This is a genomic window from Pseudomonas sp. S2_H10, assembly GCF_054668285.1.
The window spans coordinates 2,364,422-2,390,139 of sequence record NZ_CP162754.1 but is presented as its reverse complement, the minus strand read 5'-3'; the positions used below and the strand labels follow the sequence as shown (position 1 = coordinate 2,390,139).

The following is a 25,718-nucleotide window of genomic DNA, read 5'->3' as shown; positions in this document are numbered from 1 at the left end:
TCGAGCCTTCGATTACTTTTTTGTCAGGCGTAAAAAAACCGGTCTGCCGTTGCTGGCAGACCGGTTCTCATGGAGCCCTGTCAGCGTTTACTGCACTTCCACCGCCAGGCTTTCACTGATCTTTTTCTGCCAGATGGCAGGACCGGTGATGTGTACGGACTCGCCCTTGCTGTCGACCGCAACGGTGACCGGCATGTCCTTGACCTCGAACTCGTAGATCGCTTCCATGCCCAGTTCGGCAAACGCCAGCACCTTGGACTTCTTGATCGCCTGGGCGACCAGGTAAGCGGCGCCGCCGACGGCCATCAGGTACACGGCCTTGTTGTCCTTGATCGCTTCGATCGCGGTCGGGCCACGCTCGGATTTGCCGATCATGCCCAGCAAACCGGTCTGCTCGAGGATCTGGCGGGTGAACTTGTCCATCCGCGTGGCGGTGGTAGGACCGGCCGGGCCGACCACTTCGTCACCGACCGGATCGACCGGGCCGACGTAGTAGATGAAGCGACCCTTGAGGTCCACCGGCAGGGTTTCGCCCTTGTTCAGCATCTCGACCATGCGCTTGTGCGCAGCGTCGCGGCCGGTGAGCATCTTGCCGTTGAGCAGGACGGTTTCGCCCGGCTTCCAGCTCTGCACGTCTTCCGGGGTCAGGGTGTCGAGGTTGACGCGACGGGCCGACGGGCCGGCTTCCCAGACGATTTCCGGGTAGGCGTCCAGCGGTGGTGCTTCCAGCGAGGCCGGGCCTGTACCGTCGAGCACGAAGTGCGCGTGACGGGTGGCGGCGCAGTTCGGGATCATGCACACCGGCAGGGACGCGGCGTGGGTCGGGTAGTCCATGATCTTCACGTCGAGCACGGTGGTCAGGCCACCCAGGCCCTGGGCGCCGATGCCCAGCTGGTTGACCTTCTCGAACAGCTCCAGGCGCATTTCTTCGATGCGGTTCTGTGGGCCGCGAGCCTTGAGCTCGTGAATGTCGATGGACTCCATCAACACTTCCTTGGCCATGACCGCGGCTTTCTCGGCGGTGCCGCCGATGCCGATGCCGAGCATGCCCGGTGGGCACCAGCCGGCGCCCATGGTCGGAACGGTCTTCAGAACCCAGTCGACGATCGAGTCGGACGGGTTGAGCATGGCCATTTTCGACTTGTTCTCGGAACCGCCGCCCTTGGCCGCCACGTCCACTTCCACGGTGTTACCCGGAACGATGGAGTAGTGGATCACGGCCGGGGTGTTGTCCTTGGTGTTCTTGCGAGCGCCCGCCGGGTCGGCGAGGATCGAAGCACGCAGGACGTTTTCCGGCAGGTTGTAGGCGCGACGAACGCCTTCGTTGATCATGTCGTCCAGGCCCATGGTGGCGCCATCCCAGCGCACGTCCATGCCCACGCGGACAAACACGGTGACGATGCCGGTGTCCTGGCAGATCGGGCGGTGGCCGGTGGCGCACATGCGCGAGTTGATCAGGATCTGTGCCATCGAGTCACGGGCCGCTGGCGATTCTTCGCGCAGGTAGGCTTCGTGCATCGCCTGGATGAAATCCACGGGGTGGTAATAGGAAATGAACTGCAGGGCGTCGGCAACGCTCTGAATCAGGTCGTCTTGCTTGATCACGGTCATGAGTCGCGCTCCTCTAAAAGACGGGAACATTCAATAAGGTGCTTGCAGCTTGGGTGCATCGGTCGGTTGCAAGCACCTTTCAAGGCACGCCGGGCAAGCTGGCGCGACGCTAAAAAGGCGCGGCAGTATACCGCGCCTTCCGGGCCGGCACACGCGCCGGCAGTCAATCGTTGGTCGCATAAGGCCATCCCGAAAATTGAATGGTCATTTATCGGCCACGCCACTAAAGTGACATGCGGTCTGTAGAGTAGGACGCTCTGTCAGTCTCCTTTCATCTGGTGAGTCAACGATTGACCCATAACGCCATCCAGCGCCTGTTGCTCAAACGTTTCGCCCTCGCGGCCGGCACCTATGCCCTGGCATTGCTGTTGTTGTGGCTGGCGTTTTTTACCGGACACTACGATGCGCCGCTGTCCAGTGTCGCCATCGGCAGCGCCTTGGTAGTGACCAGTCAGGTCATCCTCTTCGCCGTGTTCTACAGCGGCTGCAATCTGCGTTTTGCCGACCCCAGCCTGACCGAGGCACAAGTGTTGCTGGGGCTGGGCTGGCAAACCTGGCTGATCGCCCACCTGGACGAAGCCCGGGGCGCGTTCCTGGTGTTTTACGTGCTGATTCTGCTGTTCGGCCTGTTCCACCTGTCGCGCCGGTCCTTTGTGCGTTGCGCGCTGCTGGTGTTATTCAGTTTCAGTTCGATCACGCTTTGGGAGGGCTACCACTTCCGGTTGCCCGACCCGGCCATGGCGGTGTTGCAGGTCTGTGTGCTGTTCATCGTGCTGGTGTGGCTGGTGTTGTATGCACGTTACGTCCAGGCCTCGCGGCAGCGTATGCGCCAGCGGCGTTTTGCCTTGCAGGCGCACCAGGACACGTTGCGCGGGATGATGCGCCAGCTCGAAGACCTGGTGGCCACCGACGAGCTCACCGGTCTGTTCAATCGCCGGCACTTCCTGCGCCTGGCGTCGCGCGAATTGCACGCCATGGACGCCGATGTCGTGCACGGCCTGGCGTTGATCGACCTCGACCATTTCAAACGCATCAACGACCTGCACGGTCATGCCGCGGGCGATCAGGTGCTGCAAGCCTTTGCCGGCGTCGCCACCGCGTGCCTGCGCGAGGGTGACGTTCTGGCCCGCTACGGCGGTGAAGAGTTCGTGGTGTTGTTGCCCGATTGCGATGCCGACAGTTTGACCTCGTGCTGCGAACGGCTGCGCATCGCGTTCACCGATGTCGAGTTGATCGGTCTGAATGTGCGCAATCTCAGCCTGTCTGCCGGCATGACCTTGCTGTCGCGCGGCGACGACCTCGATGACGCCCTGCATCGGGCCGATCAGGCGCTCTATCGGGCCAAACGTGACGGCCGCAATCGCTGCGCGGCGGCGTGGGAGATCGTCGATGCCTGAACTGCGGGTCGGCGAGCGCCACTGGTCGGTGGCGGCGGGCAGCAATCTGCTCGACGCGCTGAATCAGAACGGCGTGCCTGTGCCTTACAGCTGCCGCACCGGCAGTTGCCATGCGTGCCTGGTGCAGTGTGTGCGGGGGCTGCCGAGTGACAGTCGCCCGGATGCCTTGAGCGCGGAGCAGCGTGAGCAAGGCTGGCGCCTGGCGTGCCAGTGCCAGGTGGTCGAGGATTTGCAGGTACACGCCTTCGACCCGCAAACCGATGGCCGTCCGGCCGAAGTCGCTGCCGTCGATTGGTTGAGTGCCACGGTCCTGCGTCTACGCGTAATCCCCCAGCGACCCTTGCGCTACAGCGCTGGTCAGCACCTGGTTTTGTGGGCGGGCAGCGTGGCGCGGCCGTATTCACTCGCCAGCCTGCCGCAGGAAGACCGTTTTCTGGAGTTTCATCTCGATTGCCGCAAGCCCGGGGAATTCAGCGATGCCGCCCGGCAATTGCGCATCGGCGATCCGATCCGCCTCGGTGAACTGCGCGGCGGCGCCTTGCATTACGATCCGGACTGGCACGCCCGGCCGCTGTGGTTGATGGCCGCCGGCACCGGGTTGGGGCCCTTGTTTGGTGTATTGCGCGAAGCGCTGCGCCAGGATCACCAGGGTGCGATCCGCGTCATTCACCTGGCCCATGATGCCGATGAGCACTATTTGGACAAACCCCTGCAGGCCATGGTCGCCAGCCGTCCGAACCTGAGCGTCGAACTGTGGACCCCGGCCGAGTTGCCTGCGGCTTTGGCGCAACTGCGCCTTGTTTCGCGGCAAACCCTGGCCTTACTCTGCGGAGCCCCCGACAGTGTCGACGCCTTTGCCCGGCGCCTTTACCTGGCGGGATTGCCGCGCAATCAACTGCTGGCCGATGTGTTCCTGCCCCGTGGTTGAGCGCTGACTTTTCAGACGCGAGACCTGCCATGACCGATGCCATCCAAGTTGAACGCGAACGCGGCCTGTTGACCCTGCGCCTGAATCGCCCGGACAAGAAAAACGCCCTGACCCGCGCCATGTACAGCCACCTGGCCGAGGCGTTGAAACAGGCCGACAGCGACCCCGAAATCAATGCCGTGCTGATCAGCGGTTCCGCCGAATGCTTTACCGCCGGCAACGACATCGCCGATTTCATCCAGCAACCGCCGACCGGCCTCGACAGCCCGGTGTTCCGGTTCATGCTCAATCTGCTCGAATGCCGCAAACCGGTAATCGCCGCCGTGGCCGGTGCGGCGGTGGGGATTGGCACAACGATGTTGCTGCATTGCGATCTGGTCTATGTCAGCCGCGATGCGCGCTTGCGCATGCCGTTCGTCAACCTTGGCCTGTGTCCGGAGTTCGGCTCCAGCCTGATCCTGCCGCGCTTGCTCGGGCAGGCGAAAGCGGCGGAGTTGTTGCTGCTCGGTGAGGGTTTCAATGGTGAACAGGCTGCGGCGTGGGGCATTGCGTCCGAAGCGCTGGGCAGTGGCGAAGAAGCCTTGGCCAAGGCGCGGGAGATGGCGCTGCGCTTCGAGTCGCTGCCACCGGAAGCGGTTCGGATCAGCAAGCAATTGATGAAGGCGCCGGATCGAGAGTTGTTGCGCAAGGTGATTGAAGAGGAGGGGGCGTTGTTTACCCAGCGGCTGAGATCGCCGGAGGCGCTGGCGGCGTTGACGGGGTTCATCAAACGGCATTGAATCTTTCGCTGACTGTACCGGCCTCATCGCGGGCAAGCCCGCTCCCACAGGGTTTTGCGTTGGTCGCATGATTTGTGAACAACCCGGGCCAGTGTGGGAGCGGGCTTGCCCGCGATGAGGCCCGATCAGACAACACACCGGTTGGATCAGAAAACAAAAAGCCCCGCCATTCACATGGCGGGGCTTTGGTTTTTCAGCAAGCGGTCTCTCAGACCATCGCATCGCCAACGTGCAGGATCTTCATGCCGTTGGTGCCGCCGGTGGTGTGGTAGCTGTCGCCCTTGGTCAGGATGACCCAGTCGCCTTTCTCAACGACGCCGCGCTTGACCAGCTCGTCGATCGCCTTCTGGCTGACTTCGTTCGGTGCCAGCGAAGCCGGGTCGAACGGGATGGTGTACACGCCACGGAACATTGCCGCGCGAGCCTGGGCTTCGCGGTGTGGGGTGAATGCGTAGATCGGCACCGAGGAACGGATGCGCGACATGATCAGCGGGGTGTAGCCGCTTTCGGTCAACGCGATGATCGCCTTCACGCCCGGGAAGTGGTTGGCGGTGTACATGGTCGCCAGCGCGATGCTCTCGTCGCAGCGCTCGAACTCTTTGCCGATGCGGTGGCTGGAGGTCTTGCTGGTCGGGTGCTTTTCGGCGCCGACGCAGATGCGCGCCATGGCCTGAACGGCTTCCAGCGGGTACAAACCAGCAGCACTTTCCGCCGAGAGCATCACGGCGTCGGTGTAGTCGAGCACGGCGTTGGCTACGTCGGACACTTCGGCGCGGGTCGGCATCGGGTTCTGGATCATCGACTCCATCATCTGGGTCGCGACGATCACGGCCTTGTTGTGGCGGCGTGCGTGCAGAATGATTTTCTTCTGGATGCCCACCAGCTCGGCGTCGCCGATTTCCACACCGAGGTCACCACGGGCAACCATCACCGCGTCGGAGGCCTTGATCAGGCCGTCGAGGGTTTCGTCGTCGGCCACGGCTTCGGCGCGTTCGATCTTCGCCACCAGCCAGGCGGTGCCGCCGGCTTCGTCGCGCAGTTGACGGGCGTATTCCATGTCGGCGGCGTCACGCGGGAAAGACACCGCGAGGTAGTCGACTTCCATTTCTGCGGCGAGCTTGATGTCGGCCTTGTCTTTTTCAGTCAGGGCCGGAGCGGTCAGGCCGCCACCGCGACGGTTGATGCCTTTGTGGTCCGACAGCGGGCCGCCGATGGTCACGGTGCAGTGCAGTTCGGTGGCCGTGGCGGTATCGACGCGCATCACCACGCGACCGTCGTCGAGCAGCAGCTCGTCGCCCACGCCGCAGTCCTTGACCAGGTCCGGGTAGTCGATGCCGACCACTTGCTGGTTGCCTTCGGTCAGAGGATGGCTGGTGGAGAAGGTGAATTGATCACCGATCTTCAGCTCGATCTTCTTGTTGGCGAATTTGGCGATACGGATTTTCGGGCCTTGCAGGTCACCCAGCAGGGCGACGAAGCGACCGTGCTTGGCAGCCAGGTCACGCACCAGCTTCGCGCGAGCCTTGTGCTCGTCGGGGGTGCCGTGGGAGAAGTTCAGGCGGGCGACGTCCAGGCCAGCCAGGATCAGCTGTTCGAGAACTTCCGGCGAGTTACTGGCCGGGCCAAGGGTGGCGACGATTTTGGTACGACGGACGGACATGCAAAGACTCCTGAGTTCAAGCGCTGAGTGAGGCTACTATGCTCCGAAGTTGTAGTCATTGTTCGTTTGCACTACTTATTTCTTTCTTTATTGAACCCTGCAACTTTGCGTCCCGGCAGCCTGAAGATTTCCGACCGTGGGTCGATACAGCGTTCAAGACAGGAGATTTTCCCATGCGTTTCGTTCTCGTTGCCGCCCTTGCCATCAGCGCCCTCAGCGTCACCGGTTGTACCCGTTGGGCGATGAACCACCATTTGAATAACGCCTACAGCGCCTATGACCGGGGCAATTGCGAGCAGGTGATGCTCGAACTGTCCAAGGTCGAACGCGACAGCCGCGCGCGGCCATACGTGTGGCCGGAAGTGTCGATGATGCGCGGCCAGTGCCTGGAGCGGCAGAAGATGTTCATTGACGCGGCCCAGACCTATCAGTTCATCATCGCCGCGTATCCGCAAAGCGAATACGCCTATCGCGCCCGTGCCCGCCTGGAAACCTTGCAGAGCCTGGGCCACTACCCGTTGCGCAGCGCGGCAGCGGTAAAACCGACGCAGTTCTGATGACGGTTGGCATGCGGTCGCTGGCCCACCGGCGGTGCTGAGCTATAGTTGAAGAACCCGGTTTTAGAGCCTCGCCTCTATCGGGGCAACACCTGTGACCGGCACAAGCAAGATCATGCGCTGCTAACGTTGGCGCACCGGGACCGGGGAGAGCGGGCCACGTCTCAATGCGCACCCGTTCCGAAGCAGTAGTGCGGCTCTGCTTAAGAGCCTGGCATAGCGAAAACGCACATGTTCACCGACCGCCGAATCGAGCGGCATCAGCTGCCGTACTTCCTGAAAGTGTTCAACGGCATCACCGGCAAACCCATCGGCTACCTGGGCAATGTCTCTGAAGACGGGCTGATGCTGATCAGCCAGCTGCCGATGTTGATCGGCGCCGAATTCGACCTGCGCCTGAAAATTCCCGCGACCGAAGGCGGCCAGCGGATCATCGATCTGCAGGCCTGTTGCCTGTGGTGCCACGAAGACGCGACTCCCCACCATTACGACGCCGGTTTCAGCCTGCAACGGGCACCGCCGGAGTATGGGCAATTGGTGAGGGCGTTGAAGCAGTACTTCAGTTTTCAGTCGTTGCCGGCTTCGGCGTGAGGGCTTGCTGGACTCGTTTCTCAGTGGGGCAAGGCAGTAAGTCGAAGCGACGAACGGTTGTGTTTTTTGGATGCTTTAGAGGCCTACCTGTAATTTCTGACAGTAGGCAGTCGGTGTATGCAAGCGCTAAATAGAGGTTACAGCCTCCCTGGTCAAACCAGGGTTTTGCAACCGATAAGGAGCGTTTCCATGGCTAGCCATTCTGACCCTGCGGAGCCTACCGCTGATACAAGATTCTCGATGCCGGACTCGCCCAATGGGGGCATTGGATATTTTTCGCCCATTTCTGTGACGGGAAGAAATGACGGTTACGGTGGAATTCTCCTTGATTTCAAACCACTGGGGCCGAAGATCTATCATGTTTCTTCTCCTTCCTACAACACGACTCAGCGCTTACCGATAGGGCCTCATTGTCTAGACTTTCAATTGCGAAAGAACGCTGGAGATGATGACGGTCCTCGGGGTACAACTGGCTGGTTCTATGTAAAAACTCCGCCCTCTTAATCTGCCTCTCTGGCGAGCCATCTAATTATCCCGTGGCACGCTCCCAGTCATCTATAGATGAAGCGCATGGTCTCATTTCGCCAAACGCTGAACTTTAATCAATCTAATAAAGTTGATTCCTTCAGCAAACCGGAAAGTTACTTCCAACTCGCTATCTTCTTGCAGGTGGAGCAATGATTCTGGTGGGGTTGCCGTTCGTCGCAACTGTAAGTTATGACAGATTACTCTCATGTCACATTCAGCTTAAATATACTGAAACGAGATCGCAGTTCAAATCCGCTCCTTCGTGCCACCCATGGTGTCAATCCCAAGTTAGTAGGTAACTTTCAATGAATGGTGATTTTACTCCGTCTCTCAAACAACTTTTGGACCTGATTCCAGGCACCGATGAGCTAATAATTCAAAGTAGCTATCAACGTTTCGTCAGCGAAGGCGGCTCGGTGTTCGATTTACTGAAATTGGACAGTCAACAGTTAGTGGAAACATTCGGATTGCACAGCCGCGACGCGCAGCTGTTATTGGAGAAAGCGCAGAGCCTGGCGGTGTACACCGCTCGACAGTTTCGCGAACAGCGCCTGGTTACACATGAGCCGCGCAATCCCTTGCACCGCACCGGGGTTCAGGCGCTTGTGAAGGATGCTCCGACCTTTGACGATTTGTTCGATCCTGACTGGGAGGGAGCCAGTCCCTCTCAAAGCCCGGACTCAAGCATCTCGCCAGCGGCTTATTTTGTCAGGCTGATCATCATGGCCCGGGACCTGGAGAATCGCGCGGGGAGCAAAAAAGATTACATCACGCTGGACGGGCGGCGGCCGGACCTTGACGATCTTCTTATCGATTCTGTGAGCATGTTCCAGATCAAACCGACGGTGACCCTGGTCAACGAGGTGCTGGAAAGCATCATCAAAGATTTCATAAAGAAGAACCCTGCCCCTGCGAATGCGGACGACAAAGTGGTCGATGACCGTTTGCTGGAAACACGCTTTCCACTGCGCAGCATGCCGTTCGAGTGGTACGCCGAGCAATGGAAGCAGGTACTGGAGGAAAACAAGCTGTCGCTGGGTGAAGTCGTGCGGGCCATTGACCTGACGGCGCCTTATTTCAAGCAGACAGGCGTTCACGGAAACCTGTCGGACATTGCGCTTCGCCAATCCTGCAACATCGGGCCGCAGGGGCAGCGGCTGCTGCTCGAAAACTTTTTACCCGCTAACGGGGACTTTGTACCTTTCTACAAAAGAGACTTTGGCTCAACCGGCGATGCATTGAAGGATTCGGTGCACTTCTGTGCCCAGACCTCCATCGATGCACAAACGCTCACCTCCTTTTTGTCGATCGAAGATTGTTTGCCCAGTCTTACGGACAACATTGCGCCGGACTCAATGCCAGCAGCGTCCCCCAAAGTATTTGGCTCGGTGTTCATCAACGATGGAACTGACGAAGCGATGGACCTGACACCGCCGGCCAGTGGTACGCGAAAATTTGTGAACAGCACCGATAACCGTTTTGAGCGCATGAGCCGGATGTTGCGGCTCAACCGCTGGTTGAAATTGCCCCCCGATCAAAGTGATCGCCTGGTGATCGCCGCGATCCGGGCAGAGCAAAGGTCTGACCTCATTGACTCGAAAGTGTCGGGGCAGCCTTTTGCGGAAAAACCCTTGAGGATCACCAACAACACCTTGCGTGTCATCGGCCTGTTCCAGGAGTTTCGCCTGCGGTTCAAGTGCTCTGCCGAGCAATTTGCGGCGTTGATTGACGAGATCTCGCCGTACGGGCGAGGAGAAGAGGCTTCGCAGTTCGACCGGATCTTCAATGCCCAGGCATTGTTCGACACGCCTTTGCAGGTGGATAACGCCCCCTTTTCCATCGACCCGCAGACCCGTGCCGACAAGCGCACGATCGACCATATCTGCAGCAGCCTGGGCCTCAACCAGGAAGTCTGGCGGTACCTGGCGCGGTTCGTGGCCAAGAGTCACAACCTGACAGAGGAGCTGACGTGCAGCTTGCCTGTGCTTTCCTCCTTGTATCGGCACGTGTTGCTGGCTTCTTTTCTGCGTATCAGCCCTATTGAATTGGCCGCTTTGCTCGAGGCCTTGAGTGACAAGGGCGGCAGTGAACTGCTGCAACGGGTGCTGGGCGAGTCGCGCGTGCGGGTCAGCGGTGCCGCCAGCAGCGGCGATCTGTTGAGTGTGATGCATGCCGTGCAAGCCTGTGTTCAATGGTGTCAGGAAAATGAATTGAGCGTGTCCTGGTTGGTACAACACGTAGCGCCCGTGATTGCGCCACCCTTGGCCACCGAAGCGGACACAACCTTGTTACAGGAATTGCACAAGCGCCTGCAGCCGGTACGGCTCTCTGAAGAGGCGCTACGGGCAGCGGGTGTGCCGGCCAACAACAATCAGAATTTTTCGGGATGGCTGGAACTGCTCGAAGAGGTCGTTGATGCGGATGGTCTGGTGTTGAGCCTCACCGACGATACGCAAGAATACGAGCGCCTGGCGCGTGCGGAAATCGAAGCCGCGGTGACTTTGGCAGAGGTGCCGCAAGCGGATGCCGCACGCGCAAGTGAGGTGATTCTGGCGCTGCTGCTACAGGCCAGGGACGCCCAGAATGCGGTGGTACAGGAAAGCTTGTCGGTGTACCTGAGCCTTGCCCAGGACCTGGTCCTGCCATTGTTGAAATGGGTCAACAGCGGCGGTGTTTATCTATTGCTGCTTGAGACCACGCGAGCGCTGGAAGCGGTGACCTCAGGGGCTGACAAGGTCAATGTCGGTGATGAGGTGTTGAGCCTGTTGGCGCATCTGGTGCGACGTGCGGACGTCGTGCAAACACTGGGACTCAGCTCGGCGATGCTGGTCGCCCTGACCACCCGACAGAACTGGCGGTGGCTGGGCTTCAAGCACCCGCAAGAACTTTCCCTGACGTCCTTGTATTACCTGACCTTGTTCCAGCGAGTGGTGACCTACACCGGCCAGCCTGCTGAAAAGCTGCTGCACTACCTGGAACTGGTGAATGCGCTACCCACCTATCTGACCCCGGAAGATCTACGCCTGATTCGTGATTCGGCTGCAAGCAAATTGGCTGAAGTGGTGAAGTGGGGGGTACGGGAGGTGCTGGAGTGCATCCTTTATCTCAACCCATCGATGCCGGTGGTGCGGGATCTGGTCAGCCTGGACACGGTGATCCGCATCCGCGGGCTGGCCGCCAGCAGCGGGCTGGATGCCAAGGCCATTATCGGCTTGGGCGCGTTGACCCCGGACAGTGACAAGTCGGCCTGCCGCAGTGCGGCCGAGCATGTCGTGGAGTGCCTGTCCGAATCGGCGGTACAGGGTGAGTCGCAGGTGTTCGGTGAAATCGGCCAGAGTGCGACCCACGACATCCGGTGCATCAACGATACCTTGATTGCCAACGCGCCGAATCAGGTCGCACTGATTGAGCTGACGTTGCGCGACCTGACCAACAAAGTCCTGCCGAACATCACCGTGACCTGGCGCAGTGATCGCCCGGGCCTGATGGATTCGGTGTCCGTCACCGATCATGAGGGCCGCGCGGTGATCCGTTTCAAACCGGAGAAAGGGCCATGGATGGGCGCCGTGCAGGTAACGGGTACCTATGGTCTGGCGCAAACGGTGTATGCACCGAAGATCCTGATCGATTGCGAAGAGTTCACTTTGGGCTTCGGCCTTGACGCTACTGAAGATCCTGCAGACGGGGATGAGTTCCTGGCCGGCGGACAAGCGTTTTTTCCTGTGTATGTACAGCTTGTCGATTCGCGGAACAACCCAGGGCGTGACCGTGCCGTGACCTTCGCCGGCAAAGGTGTGGTTGCTGATCCGCTGGTGGTGATGACCGATGAACAGGGCTTTGCCCGCACCAGGGTCAGAAGCATGGAGCCCGTGGAGAAAGCGAGTCTGGTGGCGAGTTACAGCACCAAGGATTCACTGGTCATCAACAACATCACGTTTGTCGACAAGCCCTCCATCAAGCACCTGGAGGCAGCCTCGATGGCTGTTGTCGGGCGACCATTGGTCCTCAATTGTCTTGTTGTAGGGCTGGATAAAAAGCCTTTCCCGAACGTGAAAGTCGAATTCTTCCAAGGGGAAACAAGCCTCGGGGAGCGTACGACTTCGGTCGAGGGTATTGCACAGGTCACTGTCGACGCACCAGCAGCCGGAGACCAGAAGTTCAGGGCGAAGGTCGAGATGGGCGAGCAACGGCTGGACCTGTACGTGGCGCAAGACGCAGTGATTCACGGCGAGTCCACCGACTACCTGTACCCCGTGGCCGACTCTGGTACGCCGACCTTGTTGTGGGTCACCGTGCGGGAGGAGGCAAACAACCAGTCGCGGCTGATTGCCAATTGCCCGATTGAGTGGACAGTGCAAAAAATCGAGGGTAGCTCGATGGCGACTGTCGAAATTTCCAGCGATGCACTGGGGCGTTCGACCTTTCCTTTCGAAGCGGATGAGGCGGGCGATTATGAGGTGACCGCCGTGCTCAAGGGCACCCCGACCTACACACGGAAATTCGATCTCAAAGTCGTGCCGGCCATCGAGTGGGCTTACAAGTTGACCGATACCACCGCCAACAAGGTTTTCACTCAGGCGCCTTTGGCCTTCATCCGCGGGCATGCCTACACGTTTGAGATTGACCTGCCCGCATCGGTGGACCTCACGGATGCCCGGGCGATGCTGGCCTGGAGCGGCGAGTTCTCGGCCAAAGGCCTGGGGATGCTCTTCAGCCCGCCTACCGGGGCATACGTCAGCATTGGCGAGAATAAAACACTCAGCTGGGACATCGATTGCAAGGACCTGCGCAACGGTGCTTTCGACCTGACCTTCTATTGCAATCGACTGGATCAGCGGCTGGTGTTGCCGGGGCGGCTGGATGCACCGCCGCCGGTGTTGTCGTACCCCGTTGCTGGCAATAGCGTAGAAGTACAGCCTTTACTCACCGGAACCGGCAGCCCGTCAGCACAGATCTATGTATTCGAAGGCCGAGATGGTGCGCTACTGGCGCGTACCAGTATCAGTGATGACGGTAAGTGGTCGGTACGAATTCCCGAACCGCTGTCGATGGGGCCGCATGTGTTTTCGGTCAAGCAACGGCATATCGATACGACCGAGGCGTGGGCAGAGGAAGTGCGGGTAACGGTGACGGACTTTGTTGCCAAGGTGCAGATTACGAACCCCGCTCCTGACCCGTTTGGATTTGTCAAAATCAGAAGTGAGTCCTGGGTTGAAGGGCTTGGACTGCCTGGTGTCGAGATCCGAATCGTAGTGGAACCTGGGGGCACTGTGACTTGCGCGCAAGGAATAGTGGGTAAGGACGGTCGCTGGCGTGTTCAATTCAAGCCAAATCTTACAGTAGGCAAGCACACGTTGGATGCTGCGTTTTTCGTGGACGGTGTAGAAAAATCAGACTGGCTGGCTGCGCCTTACTATCGCGTGGAAGTCGTCAGTAGAAGTTAGTCGATAGTTCAATGCATTTTATTGAAGCTTGATTTTTAAAGGTGGGTTATCACTCATGTCGAAGTGATGTGCCTGCTGATGTGTGTCTTACCTTTTTGGCGAATTTTATCCCCGAGATAGTTTCGTTCGGCCACGCAGTGGAGAAAATAATGAACAAATCAATTATTGGCGCGCTGGAAGAAAGTCGATGTGCGGCCTTGGCAGACTTTTATCTGGGGCAAGTAGCGGTAGAAGAAGACGAAGGTCGCCCCGAAGATAAAAAGTTGAAACTGACTTCGCACGATGACTTGTATCGCTACCTGTTGATGGACAGCCAGGTCGGGCAGGAGCTGGAAACAGCGCGCCTGGCAGAGGCTATCGCGGCGGCGCAACAGTACATCGGTGCGATTTACGGCGGCATGGAACCCGGTCATACCGAGCTGTTTTCAAAGGAAGAACTGCAAGCCTGGCATCAGCGTTATTGCAGTATCAGTGATTGGGCCGGTTATCAGATGCTGGTGGATTATCCGGAAAACTATATCAACCCGACCTTGCGCCTGAAAAAATCCGAATCGTTCCAGGAGCTGGAAAACAACCTCGGACAGGCCAGCCTGAAAGATGCCTCGGTGCAAATTGCGCTTAATGAACATCTGAAGCAGTTCGAAGAAGTCTGCAATCTCGACCTGATCTCGGCGTATATCAACAGTACCGACGGCAGCGGCACTGAAAAGGGCACCAGTTTCAAGAACGCCGATTACTACTTCATTGGCCGGCAACGGGTCCAACCCTTTGGTTATTTCTGGCGCAAGGCCCATGTTGAATTAACGACCGCGAGCGAGTTCCTCAACCCGGCCGCGTGGACCGAATGGAAACCCGTCGGTATTCCCGGCGCGCCGACGGTCCTGGCGATCCGCCCGGTGTTTTTTGCCGGTCGCCTGATGGTGGTTCAGGTCGAAGGGATCAAATTCCAGGACACCACTGAAAAGGACAATGACGGTAACGACGTGGTCATTGAAGGGACCTGGCAGATCGAGGTCAAGCTCTCTTACCTTGCCGTGAACGGGATCTGGTCGACACCCTCGACCCTGGGGAAAAAGCAGTTCGCCAAGGCCTCCGTGGAGTCGGCTCGTTTGGTGGTGGTGACTTACGCCGGCGTTAAACAGGATGTCGATGACCTGCTGGCGGTGTGTTTCACCACTACGGATTTGCCCACGGCGCAGGCGGCAGCGGCGGACGAGCAGGAGCACGGGTGGATTTTCGCCGCGTGCAATGCCCTGTTCGAACCGCAACCGCCCAACATCGCTTCGCTTAAAGTGCTGGCCAACGGGCGTTTTGCCAATCAATACGGTTTGCAGCACAAGCTCGTGCTCAGTGAAGCCGCCGTGCTCAGTCAGACTCGCGTACCGCCGGCAAGCGTCGCAACTGTCGACGACTCAAGGGACGGCAAACTGAGCAAATTTCTTTCGCTGAATATCAACTTCAGCAGCCGGCAAAGTGGAGTCGCGGGTGCACTTGAGACCGTCAATGTGTTGCAGGTGCAGGGTGTTTGCGACCTGACTCGACCCGCCTACGAGTTGAAGGAAATTGCATTTGTGGCGCAGACGCATGTGCAGTCGTTCCTCACCTTCTTCGAAATCTCCAGAGTGGGAACCGAGGGGATCAAGTTGACTTGTTTCCGTCAGTCGACTTCGGGGTTCGACTTTTCATTGTGCCTCGATGGCCCTGATGGAAAACCTGCTGTGTTGGCGACCTTCAACAAGGGTGAGTTCTCCTCGCAAAACGAGTGGGTATCGGTCAAAAAAGACATTGTGCTTTCTCATCAACAACTTGAATCTCTGTGGTTGAAGCGCCCCGGGGATACTCGGGGCGGCGCCGGTTTCTCCGCATTGATCGATGGTCGGTACGAGCCAATGTCTGGGAGGGACAACACGTTGTCCCTGGACAAAAGTCCGGAGACAGTCACGCTGGGATTGAAAGTGAAGGATGGCGAAACGGTCGCGCCGGACAATTGGGAAGCACTGAGCGAATTGAAGGGTTGGTTCCAAACCCCCTGGATTGAATACCGCTGGACCGGTAATCCTGTCGGCAAGACCCTGAGCGTTGTGTGGGGCGAAAGTGCCGACGGCAGTTATGGCCGTGACCGCTATGACATCGTAATCCAGCAAGCCCCGAATGCCAGTAACGTTCCACAGATCAGCAAACAGGCAAGCGGTGCACAGTTCCTCGATGTTCAGCCGCTGAATCTGGCAACGCTCAAGTGGATACGCCTCAACTCGCTGTTTGGTCCTGAACTGGTCGCCAAGGCCGGCCTTTCCATCGACGAGCTGTTGTCGTGGAATACGCAGCACACCCTTGAGCCTCAGCCAACGGGCGTTTCTCCTGCGACGGCACCGATTGATTTCAACAGCGCCCACGGCACCTTCTACTGGGAGTTGTTTTTCCACCTGCCGTTCCTGATCGCGCATCGCCTGTGCGAGACGCGCGAGTACCATGAGTCGCAGCGCTGGTTTCAATACATCTTCAACCCGCACATTCGTGAGGCGCGGCCGGGGGCAACCAGTCCGTCCGATCGCTACTGGCTGTGCCGCCCATTGCTGGAAAAGGGTGATATCGGCTTTGAAGCGCTGGGGCTGGTCGATCCCGATGCGATTGCCTTTTCCAACCGCATTCACTATCGCAAAACCATTTTTGTCGGCTATGTGCGCTGCATCATCGCCCATGCCGATTCACTCTATCGGCGCTTGACCCGGGACAGCCTCACGGCGGCGAAGCTGCAATACGTGCGAGCCTTGTCGCTGATGGGCAATGCGCCGACGGCCAAGGCGATGAGCCATTGGAAGCCTAAATCCGCGGATGGGATTATCACATCCAAGTCGCTATCCGGACCCTCGCCACTGAACACGTTTGCCCGGTCGCTGGAGGTCAATGTGGCCAATTTGCCGGCGCGGGTAGAGGGAACGCCCGATTTTGAAATCCTTGGACTGGAGGCGTTCCGCCCGGCCACCAACGACCAGTTGCTCGACATCTGGAAGTACGTCGAGGAATGCCTGTGGAACATGCGGCATAACCTGACCATCGATGGCAAGCCGATGTCGCTGGCGTTGTATGCCCCACCGACCAATCCGCTGGATCTGCTGCGCGCCCAGGCGGGCGGTTCTTCGGGGGCTGCGCGCAGTGCCGGTGGCTGGCTGAACATTCCGCACTATCGATTCCGCACCATGCTGGCTACCGCGCAGAATGCGGTGCAGACGCTCATCGGCTTTGGACGTGAAGTGCGTCAACTGATGGAGTTGCGCGATCGTGGGCAACTGGAAGAGTTGCAGCAAAGCCATGTGATCGCTTTGGGCGGGCATGCCAAGACCATTCAGGAGGAAACAATCAAGCAACTCGAGGCGTCGGAAGCGGCCTTGAAGGAAAGTCAAAAGATGATTCAGGAGCGGGCCAGGCACTATGAGGCGCTAAATAGCAATGGGCTGTCAGCTCCGGAAATCTTTGGGGATACGTTAGAACTCACAGGTAAAGGCTTGAGCCTTGCAGCATCTGTCCCGCACATCTCTGCCGGTTTGACGGAAGTGCTGCCGAACATTTTTGGCCTGGCGAACGGCAATGCCAAGCCAGGTAAGGCAATGGCGACGGTAGGTGAGGTTCTTGCCACAGCGGCAGCTGTTGCTTATGTGTCAGGCGGGATCCTTCAACGCACAGCTTTTTACCAGCGTCGAGGCCAGGAATGGAGCTTCGCCGAAGCCCAGGCCAGGAGTGAGTTGCAGGTCATCGAGCAGCAACTCGAAGCCCATGACCACACCCTCAAGGCCGCCAGAGCCAGCCTGGAGCAAACTCAAAAAGCCAACGACCAGGCCCAGGAGCTTTATTCGTTCTACAAGACCCGCGCCACCAACGTCGAGCTCTATCGTTGGTTGTTGAGCCAGATGGCCACGTTGTACTTCCAGGCCTATGACGCCGTGGTCGGGTTGTGCCTGAGCGCCGAAGCCAGCTGGCAGTACGAAATGGGCGATTTCGATACGCGCGTCATCCGCCCCAATGTCTGGATGGACAACCGTCACGGCCTGAGCGCCGGTGAGTCGATGCTGCTCGACCTGATGCGTCTGGAACGGGACTTCCTCAACCGCAACGAGCGGCGACTGGAACTCACCAAGACCATTTCCCTGCGCGATCTGTTCGAAAAAGGGCAATTCACTCAGTCTAAAACCTGGGACGACGTGCTGGAGAACCTGCGCAAGGGGAAACTCGATTTCGAGTTGTCCCAGAAGTTGTTCGACAGCGATTACCCGGGGCACTACTGCCGGCAGATCATCAGCGTGGCCCTGTCCTTGCCCGTAGTGCTGGGGCCTTACCAGGACGTGCGCGCCACGTTGACGCAAACCGGCAGTACCACGGTGGTCAAGGCCAATGTGAGCTCGCTTGACTACCTGTATGGGGACGGCAACCAGATGCCGCCGTTCGACATCCTGCTCAACCTGCGCAGCCATCAGCAAGTGGGCATCAGCAGCGGCCTGGACGATGCCGGCCTGCACCAGTTGATGTTCGGTGATGAACGCTACCTGCCGTTTGAAGGCACGGGGGCTGTATCGAGATGGCAATTGCATTTCCCCCGGCATGCTTCGGCGCAACAGAGCGACATGATCGAAAGCCTGACGGACATCATTGTGCACGTGCGTTATCTGGCCAAGGCCGGCGGCACGGCTTACACCGAGGCGGTATTGGACAAGTTGGGTGATTGAGGCGAGTTCGCCTTGGTCAGGAAGACGTTGATGGGCAAATGCCTGAGCGACGTTATGTCAGTTCAGGTGTCATGAATTAATTGAGAGACGCAAATCATGAACGAAGACGAAATCAGGGGTCGCAACCTTATTGTGGATGGCAGGTTTCCCTCAAGCTGGAAAGAACACTGGTCGCACTTTAACGGGAAGGGGCTAGCGCGGACATTTTCAGATCCGGTTTATGGTTTTTATCTGATGATGAACGGGGAGGCGGCTGTTAAACAGACTTTCGACACGGCCCCGCTTACAGCCGCACAACTGACCAAGGCGAGCTACAGGCTGAGATTCCTATATGAGAATTACGGTGATGGCGCAAACTCCAAGGTGATCGTCAGGACCAGCACCGGAGTGGAGGACCCGATTGATCTGAGTGGCAAGATTCCCGAGCACCCCCAGGCTGAGTGGAATCCCTTTGAGCCTTATCAGTTCACGGTTGTGGCGGCTGACCAGGATGTAGACATCGAACTGCATGGGTCCGCCTTGGGCGGATCGAGTGGTTTACGCATTACCGACATCGATGTCCAATTGCATCTCGCCCCTCTTGAATTGAAATCAGTGACGCTCGACGAACGGAGTTATGAGCCTTAGTCCATCGCAGCGCGAGAGGCGTACCGGTAGATGCCTAGGCAATGCCGGTGCGTTTCCAGGCCAGATACCGCGTCACCAACGCTGCCCCCAACTCGCCGGGTAGCGCATCCATTACCAGCACGCCATGAGCGTTCAGGCGTTCATGGAGTTCGGCGCGTGCATTCAGGTAGTCCACGGTCCCGCAATACGCCAGTGCTTCGGGCAAGGTCTGCAGCGGGGACTGGCGCAGGGTGTCGAGCACGTTTTCGCGCAGGCTCGCGACCAGCACCTGGTGCTGCCGGCTGAGGCGTTTAACGGCCGGGAGCAGCTCATCGTCATTCTCTTCGCGCAGGTTGGTCACCAGCACCACCAGTGCCCGGCGTTTTTGCCGTGCCAGCAGTTGCGTGACGGCGGCTTGATAGTCGGCACTGCGTTGGCTGCTGTTCAAGTCATAGACGCTGTTGAGCAGGGTGTTGAGATGGCTGGTGCCTTTGACCGGCGCGAGGTAGCGCGGCTGTTCGCTGGCAAAGGTACTCAGGCCCACCGCGTCGCCCTGACGTAGCGCCACGTAGCTGAGCAACAGACAGGCGTTGAGGGCGTGATCGAAGTGCGACAGCTCATCATCCTGGCTGCGCATGTACCGGCCGCAGTCGAGCATGAAGATGATCTGCTGATCGCGTTCGTCCTGGTACTCCCGGGCAATCGGCGTGCGCTGGCGGGCGGTGGCTTTCCAGTCGATCTGGCGCAGGCTGTCGCCCTCGCGAAATTCGCGCAATTGATGGAATTCCAGGCCCAGGCCGCGCCGTTGTTTCTGGCGCACGCCGAGCTGGCTGAGCCAGTTGTCCACAGCCAGCAATTGCCCTTCATAGAGGCGGGCGAAATCGGGGTAAACGCGGGTGGCGTCGGGCAGGTCGAGCAAGCGTCTGTGCGTCCAGAGCCCCAAGGGACTTGGCAGGTTGATTTCGCAGCGTTCAAAGCTGAAGTGACCGCGCTGGAGCGGGCGCAGGCGATAACCGGCCAGGCTGTGCCGGCCGGGTTGCAGCTCGACCGTCAGGGGCAGGTGTTCGAAGCTCAGGCCCGCCGGCACATGATCGAAGACTTGTACCTTCAGCGGTTGCGTAAAGTCGTGTTCGAGGGTCAGTTGCGCCTCGCTCCATCGACCCAGCGCGAGGCTGCCGGGTATCTGGCGTTTCAGCCGGGGCGACGGCAGGCGCTTTACGCGAACAGCATCCAGCAGGGCCAGGGCCAGCAGCGCCAGGAGCAAGCCCCAGTTGATCGCCATGAACCTGGCTGCAATCGCGAACTCCAGCGCCCGCAACGTACCCGACACAATGCCGCAAGCCAGCAGGATCAACAGCCAGGCGAGCATCAGGCGCGAGGGCTTCACAGGCGCGGCGCCGCAACCTGGTCGAGCATCTGCAGGAGCACTTGATCGACCTCCAGCCCTTCGATGTCGAGCTCCGGCGCAATGCGCACGCGATGGCGCAGCACGGCCAGGGCACAACCCTTGATGTCATCCGGGATCACGAACTCACCACCGCGCAACAGCGCACGAGCCCGGGCACAACGCACCAGCGCGATGGAAGCACGCGGGCCTGCGCCGAGGATCAGGCCAGGCCAGCTGCGCGTGGAGCGGGCCAGGCGCACGGCGTAATCGAGCACCTGATCGTCCAGCGCCAGGTCGCTGGCGATGCGTTGCAGGGCCAGCACATCCCTGGCCTGCAACAACGTACGCATCGGTTGAACGTCGAGCATGTCGGCCCGGGTCGAGCGGCTGACCTGACGCACCATGTTCAGCTCCTGCTCGGCGTCGGGGTAATCCATGCGCACCTTGAGCATGAACCGATCCAGTTCGGCCTCCGGCAGCGGGTAAGTGCCTTCCTGTTCGATCGGGTTTTGCGTGGCGAGCACCATGAACGGTTGTGCAATCGGCAATGCCTGGCCTTCGAGGGTGACTTGCCGTTCCTGCATGGCTTCGAGCAGCGCGGCCTGGGTTTTCGCCGGGGCCCGATTGATCTCGTCGGCCAGTAGCAGGTTGGTGAACAATGGCCCCTTGCGCAGTTTGAATTGCTCGGTTTGCAAGTCATACACGGCATGCCCGGTGACGTCGCTGGGCATCAGGTCCGGGGTGAACTGGATGCGCGCGAACTCACCGCCGAAGCAATGGGCGAGGGCGCGTACCAACAGGGTCTTGCCCAGCCCGGGCACACCTTCGAGCAATACGTGGCCGCCGGCGATCAGCGCGGTCAGGACGTCGTCGATCACGCTGTCCTGGCCAATCACGGCTTTCTGCAATTCCTTGCATACGGCCTGGGCCAGCTGGCTTGCACGCTGGCGCTGTTGAGCCGTATGGCTCTGGGCGTCGGGCTCGAGTGGTTCACTCATAGGGCGTTCCTCAAAGATTGCAGATGGGCGACCAGACGGCTGAATTCAACGCTGGAAAGCCGTTGCTTGGGTCGCGGGATCATGGCCTGGCTGATAGCGCCTGTGGGTTGGCCGGTCAGGCGTGCGAGCACCTGCCATTGTTCGGCGATGCCGAGTTGTTCAAAGCCGGGATGGCGACGCCGTACACGACGCAGGATGTCTTGCTGCAAGGCTTGCAGAAGGCCGGCCTGACCGTTGCGGCGCAACAGGAAACCGGCACTGGCGCGCAGGTGCTCCTGCAGTTGCCGACGCGCTTTCGACGGCGGTTCCAGCAATGGGCCCTGACGCATGCCGAAGTGCCAGAAACCCAGGCCGATCAAGGCGAACAATGCGACCAGTGCCTGGGGGAAGTAACGCAGCAGCAAGGTCGGCAGGCTGTCGTGATCGGTGTTGAAGATCAGTGTCACACGGGTGTCGGCGGTCAGGTACCAAAGCAGCCAGGCATTGTCGTACCGGTCGATGGCCGGGGTTTTCCACAGGTCGGCGTCGGTGACCACGATGATCGAACCGAGGCCGTGATCGAGCTGCATCATGTGCGTGGCCCTGGCGCTGTTGGCCCAGGCCCGGGCGAGGTGTTTCGGGTCTTCGAGGTGGAACGTGATATCGAAATCGGCATAGGCCGGGGCGTCTTCGTCTTTCAGATAAAGCCTGGTCAATTGCGGGTAGGGATCTTCGCCGACTTTGGGTGGCGGCGCCTTGAGGTCTTTGCTCAGGGACTGGCGCAGTTGCACCCGATCGAGCAGCAGGTCATTGCTGTGGCCGAGTTTTTCATCCCACAACGACTCGGCGACGAACAGCAGGCGCCCGCCGGCCCGGGTCCAGTTCATCACCTGGTCGATCTGCCGTGGCGTCATGTTGTAGCGGTCCCCGAGCAACAGCAGGCTGTGTTGATGCGGGTCGAGGCTGGGCAGGATGTCGAGGCTGTTGGCGTGGTCGACGCTCAGGCCTTGTTTACGCAGGAACAGTTCCGCCGCCAGATAAGGGTTGGCCCTGGCTTCTGGAGAGGGACCGTGGTCGATTTCGGTCTGATAAGGCGTTGCCTTGAGGTACAGGTAAACGCTCAGCGCAGCCACCAGCACGGCGATCAACGCAATGGCAAACGCCCCCCGGCGCCGACTCAACGAACCGCCCCCGCGTCAAACAACACACGCCAGCCATCACACAGTTCCCGTTGCACCTGTGCGGGAGGCAGGCGGTGACCGTAGGCCATGTTTTGCCAGTGCCCGGTCAGGCTCTGGCTGTAGGCCAGCAACGCCGGTTGTTGCAGTTGCTCGATGCGCCGCAGCACCTGGCCTTCGGTGTCGGCGGCTTTGAGTGCGATGTCGAAGTCGTGCAACAGGCGGCTGAGCAGGGCGCGATAGAGCAAGCCGAGGGCTTCGCGTGGATCGGTTTGCCAGAGGTTTTCAGCGCTGGCGGCGATGTCGGTGGGCAGGGACTCGGGCTTGAGGTCCAGGCCGAATGCCTGCTGCGGTACAGGCCGGGTGGCTTTGACGCGAAGCGTTGGGCGGCGGCCGACAAAGGCCTGCAACCCGTCGCGATAGTGCCAGATCAACAGGCCGATGCTTGCGATGACAATGCCCCACAGCGCGGCTTCAATCAGGCTCGCCAAGCCCTCAAACAGCTTCAACAGCGCCTTCAACCATTGCGGTGTCTTGCTGTCTTGCGAGGCATCAACGTCCGGCTGGTCTTCGCCGAAGCGATAGCGCGTCAGCGTTTCCCGGTTCTTGAACGGTGGTTGTTCGAGGATCGTCTTGATGCTGTCCCTGGAGGCCTGGCTGTTCAGGGGCTGGTTCAGCAGGCGTGGGCTGTCGGGTGTCATGGCCGGTTCGGCGGCCCACACGCCGTGGGTGGGCGGCATCAGCAATGTCACCGCGATCAGCAAGGCAGCGCCTGCGCCGGTGAGGCGTTGGCGCAACCGGCGGAACACCAGTTCGATATCCCAGGCCTCCAGCACGGTGCGCCGGTTCAGGTAGAGGTTGAAACCGCAGGCGACATAGATCGGTTCCCAGACCACCAGCACCAGTGCATAAAAGGCGTTGGTCAGGTGTTCCAGCCAGCGCCAGTCCTGGGTGGCTTCCGAGATCAGCGACTGCCAGCTCCAGTCGAGCGCGACCTGTTGCGGCAGGAGCAGATAGAACAGCACCATCAAACCGATCCACAACGCGCCTTCCAGGTGCGCGCCGATGATCGTCAGCCAGCGGGCGGCACCGGCGTCGCGCTGCAACAGCACCCGCAGGCGCTGCTGGCGTTGCGCGCCGTCGAGGCCTTCGAGTTGCACCACTGGCATCACGAAGCTGCGCTCCAGGCTCAGGCGTCGCCAGGTCAGGCTGGCCAGCAATTGCGGTTTGAGCAGTCGTGGCCATTGCTGCAGGGCCTGTTTTAGTGTGGGCGTCTCACCGAACATGGCTTTGGACAGGATGTACAAGGGCAGGCGTTCGAACGCCGGCTTCAGCCACCAGAAAATAAACACGGCGAGGGAAGGGGAATCCCAAAGCCCCCAACTGAGCAGCACGAAAATGGGCAAGGTGACCATGGCCCAACTGGTCATCAACAGGCGTCGATGGCGCTGGCTCAGGAGCACGCCGAGGTCCATGGCCTCCCAGGTCGAGCGCGGGCGAATCACCACCGTGACGTCATTCAGGCGCATGGCGACGACGTCCGGCGAACACGAGATAGACCGCCACCAGTAACCAGAGCGATGCGCCAACCAGGTACTTGGTCTGGTGCGACGGGCCCGTCATGGATGACCAGTAGGCTTCGATAAACGCGGCGATCAACAGAAACAGCATGACCCCGCAGATCAGCAGGACGCTCTTGCGTGCGGCTAAACGCAGGGCCTCGGCGCGTGGCTGGCGTCCCGGGGCGACCAACGCCCAGCCCAGCTTCAGGCCGGCGGCGCCAGCCAGGGCGATGGCGCTGAGTTCGAAAGCGCCATGGCCGATCACGAATGACCAGAAGGTCTGCCCGTAGCCGACGTAGGTCAGGTGCCCGGCCACCGCACCGATCATCAGGCCGTTGAAAATCAGGAAAAACACGCTGCCCAAACCAAACAGCAAACCGCTGGCGAAGGTCTGAAAGGCGATGCCGATGTTGTGCATGATGTAGTAGCCGAACATCGCCCAGTCCTCGCTGGCGGCTCGCTCTGCCGTGCGCCCGAGGTGACCGGCCACGGGGTCGTACATGCTTTGCATTTCACTGACCTGCTCGGCGGGGATCAGGTTGTAGACCAGGTCCGGGTACAGGTACACCAGCAGCGCAAAACCGCCCAGGCTGGCAAAGAACATCAGGCTGGCGGCGAGGACGAAACGCCACTGTTCGCGCACCAGCCGCGGGAAGTCGGCCAGGATGAATGCCAGCACGTTGGCGCCCAAACGGCTGCGGTGACGGTAAAGCTGTTGATGCCCGCGCAGCACCTGTTGCTGCAAGGCATCGATCAGAAAGCTGCTGTAGCCACGCTCCCGGGCCAGTGCCAGGTGTTGGCAGAGGCGTCGGTAGTCCTTCGGGAAATTGCCGGCGTCGGTGTTTTTGTCGTCTCGTTCCAACTGATCGAGCAGATGGGAAAAACGCTCCCATTCTGCCTTGTGCCGGCTTTCAAAAAGACTTTGCTTCATGTCGGCCCCAACAGGCCGCGGGCGATGCCGTTGAGTTCGGTGACCGCTTGCGCGGGCTGGACTTGCAAGGGTTGCGCGAGTATCGCGGCCAGTTCATCGGCCCGCGCCGGGGAGAGTTCAGCCTGGCGCTCGGCAAACCCGAGAATCGCCCGTTGCTCGGTGAGGGTCAGGGCAAAGGGCGGACGACGGGGCTGTGCTTGCGGGAGTTCGGGACGGGTGTGCGATTGTTCGCGGTAGATCACCAGGGTGCCGGCGGCGATATCGCCGAGGCGCTTGAAGTGGGGGTGTTGCAGGCAACTGATGGCGCCGAGGAAATAACCGAACGGCAGCAGGTCGACAACGCGCAGCAGGTTGCGCAACAGCGAAGCAGACCAGCCGACCGGCGTGCCATCGTCGTGCACCACCCGCAATCCCATCCATTGCTTGCCCGGCGAGCGGCCTTGGTTCAGCACCTCGAACAGCACCATGTACCACCAACTCGCCACGAACAGCAGTATCGACGCGAGTCCCGCGCCCAGCTTGCCGAGCATCGCCAGCACAATGAACAGCACCCCCAGGGCCAGGCCGCGCAAACCCAGATCGATGGAAAACGCCAGCGCACGGACCATCAAGCCGGCCGGGCGCAGTGGCAGGTCGACGCCCTCCGGCGTTTCGACTTGATAGCGCGTATCCAGTGGCGGTGACAGCGGCGCATTCCCTGGCAGTGCTGTGGTCTCGAGCATGGGCTACCTGATGTGTGGCCTGGATCGGGATTCTCTGTCCATCCGATGCTAGCAGCCTATGCGGGGGGAAACGACATCGCTGTGTTTTGCCGCAACACGCTGGAATGACAAGACTGCTGGCCGAGGCGGGAGAGGAACGCCT

At 59.9% G+C, this 25,718-nt stretch carries 16 protein-coding genes; 8 read left to right on the top strand and 8 right to left on the bottom strand.

Going from position 1 to position 25,718, the window contains the following annotated elements:
* Nucleotides 1-87 precede the first annotated feature (87 nt).
* Nucleotides 88-1,611, bottom strand: a complete 1,524-nt coding sequence (locus tag AB4O16_RS10510; protein WP_186640989.1) for a fumarate hydratase — start codon at nt 1,609-1,611, stop codon at nt 88-90.
* 290 nt (nt 1,612-1,901) lie between these two features.
* On the opposite strand from AB4O16_RS10510, the gene AB4O16_RS10505 reads away from it, so the two are divergent.
* From AB4O16_RS10505 to AB4O16_RS10495, 3 genes are read left to right on the top strand one after another with little or no spacing between them, the layout of a single operon-like run.
* On the top strand, nt 1,902-3,008 hold the full coding sequence (locus AB4O16_RS10505; RefSeq protein ID WP_460157674.1) for a GGDEF domain-containing protein: 1,107 nt from the start codon (nt 1,902-1,904) through the stop codon (nt 3,006-3,008).
* Entirely contained in the window at nt 3,001-3,936 is a 936-nt protein-coding gene (locus AB4O16_RS10500) for an iron-sulfur-binding ferredoxin reductase (protein ID WP_460157673.1), read from the top strand. The genes AB4O16_RS10505 and AB4O16_RS10500 overlap by 8 nt, the downstream gene beginning before the upstream one ends.
* Before the next feature lie 29 nt (nt 3,937-3,965).
* On the top strand, nt 3,966-4,715 hold the full coding sequence (locus tag AB4O16_RS10495) for an enoyl-CoA hydratase-related protein (RefSeq protein WP_150718763.1): 750 nt from the start codon (nt 3,966-3,968) through the stop codon (nt 4,713-4,715).
* Between the two features lie 208 nt (nt 4,716-4,923).
* Here the strand turns inward: AB4O16_RS10495 and pyk are convergent, their stop codons facing one another.
* On the bottom strand, nt 4,924-6,375 hold the full coding sequence (gene pyk / locus AB4O16_RS10490; RefSeq protein ID WP_150718762.1) for a pyruvate kinase: 1,452 nt from the start codon (nt 6,373-6,375) through the stop codon (nt 4,924-4,926).
* Nucleotides 6,376-6,548: 173 nt separating this feature from the next.
* Between pyk and AB4O16_RS10485 the strand changes: the two genes are divergently transcribed.
* The 5 genes from AB4O16_RS10485 to AB4O16_RS10465 all read left to right on the top strand — a co-directional run bounded on the left by AB4O16_RS10485 (nt 6,549) and on the right by AB4O16_RS10465 (nt 18,840).
* A complete protein-coding gene (locus AB4O16_RS10485; protein ID WP_460157672.1) occupies nt 6,549-6,932 on the top strand; it encodes a tetratricopeptide repeat protein in 384 nt (127 codons plus the stop codon).
* 231 nt (nt 6,933-7,163) lie between these two features.
* Entirely contained in the window at nt 7,164-7,523 is a 360-nt protein-coding gene (locus tag AB4O16_RS10480; RefSeq protein ID WP_160389263.1) for a PilZ domain-containing protein, read from the top strand.
* 833 nt (nt 7,524-8,356) lie between these two features.
* Complete coding sequence (locus AB4O16_RS10475) at nt 8,357-13,495, top strand: Tc toxin subunit A (RefSeq protein ID WP_460157671.1); 5,139 nt, start codon at nt 8,357-8,359, stop codon at nt 13,493-13,495.
* Nucleotides 13,496-13,644: 149 nt separating this feature from the next.
* Nucleotides 13,645-18,213, top strand: a complete 4,569-nt coding sequence (locus tag AB4O16_RS10470) for a Tc toxin subunit A-related protein (protein WP_460157670.1) — start codon at nt 13,645-13,647, stop codon at nt 18,211-18,213.
* Between the two features lie 96 nt (nt 18,214-18,309).
* Nucleotides 18,310-18,840 carry a hypothetical protein gene (locus tag AB4O16_RS10465; RefSeq protein ID WP_460157669.1) on the top strand — a complete coding sequence of 177 codons (531 nt, stop codon included), beginning with the start codon at nt 18,310-18,312 and terminating at the stop codon, nt 18,838-18,840.
* Between the two features lie 34 nt (nt 18,841-18,874).
* Here AB4O16_RS10465 and AB4O16_RS10460 read toward each other — a convergent pair whose 3' ends face one another.
* From AB4O16_RS10460 to AB4O16_RS10435, 6 genes are read right to left on the bottom strand one after another with little or no spacing between them, the layout of a single operon-like run.
* Nucleotides 18,875-20,206 carry a DUF58 domain-containing protein gene (locus AB4O16_RS10460; protein WP_460157668.1) on the bottom strand — a complete coding sequence of 444 codons (1,332 nt, stop codon included), beginning with the start codon at nt 20,204-20,206 and terminating at the stop codon, nt 18,875-18,877.
* A complete protein-coding gene (locus tag AB4O16_RS10455) occupies nt 20,203-21,204 on the bottom strand; it encodes an AAA family ATPase (RefSeq protein WP_460157667.1) in 1,002 nt (333 codons plus the stop codon). The genes AB4O16_RS10460 and AB4O16_RS10455 overlap by 4 nt, the downstream gene beginning before the upstream one ends.
* Nucleotides 21,201-22,364 (bottom strand): DUF4350 domain-containing protein, encoded by a 1,164-nt coding sequence (locus tag AB4O16_RS10450; RefSeq protein WP_460157666.1) that lies wholly within the window; start codon nt 22,362-22,364, stop codon nt 21,201-21,203. Before AB4O16_RS10450 ends, AB4O16_RS10455 begins: the two co-directional genes overlap by 4 nt.
* Entirely contained in the window at nt 22,361-23,890 is a 1,530-nt protein-coding gene (locus AB4O16_RS10445) for a DUF4129 domain-containing protein (RefSeq protein ID WP_460157665.1), read from the bottom strand. The genes AB4O16_RS10450 and AB4O16_RS10445 overlap by 4 nt, the downstream gene beginning before the upstream one ends.
* Nucleotides 23,877-24,854 (bottom strand): stage II sporulation protein M, encoded by a 978-nt coding sequence (locus AB4O16_RS10440; RefSeq protein WP_460157664.1) that lies wholly within the window; start codon nt 24,852-24,854, stop codon nt 23,877-23,879. Before AB4O16_RS10440 ends, AB4O16_RS10445 begins: the two co-directional genes overlap by 14 nt.
* Nucleotides 24,851-25,576: an RDD family protein gene (locus AB4O16_RS10435; protein ID WP_160389272.1), complete on the bottom strand. Its 726-nt coding sequence runs from the start codon at nt 25,574-25,576 to the stop codon at nt 24,851-24,853. Before AB4O16_RS10435 ends, AB4O16_RS10440 begins: the two co-directional genes overlap by 4 nt.
* Between the last annotated feature and the right edge of the window lie 142 nt (nt 25,577-25,718).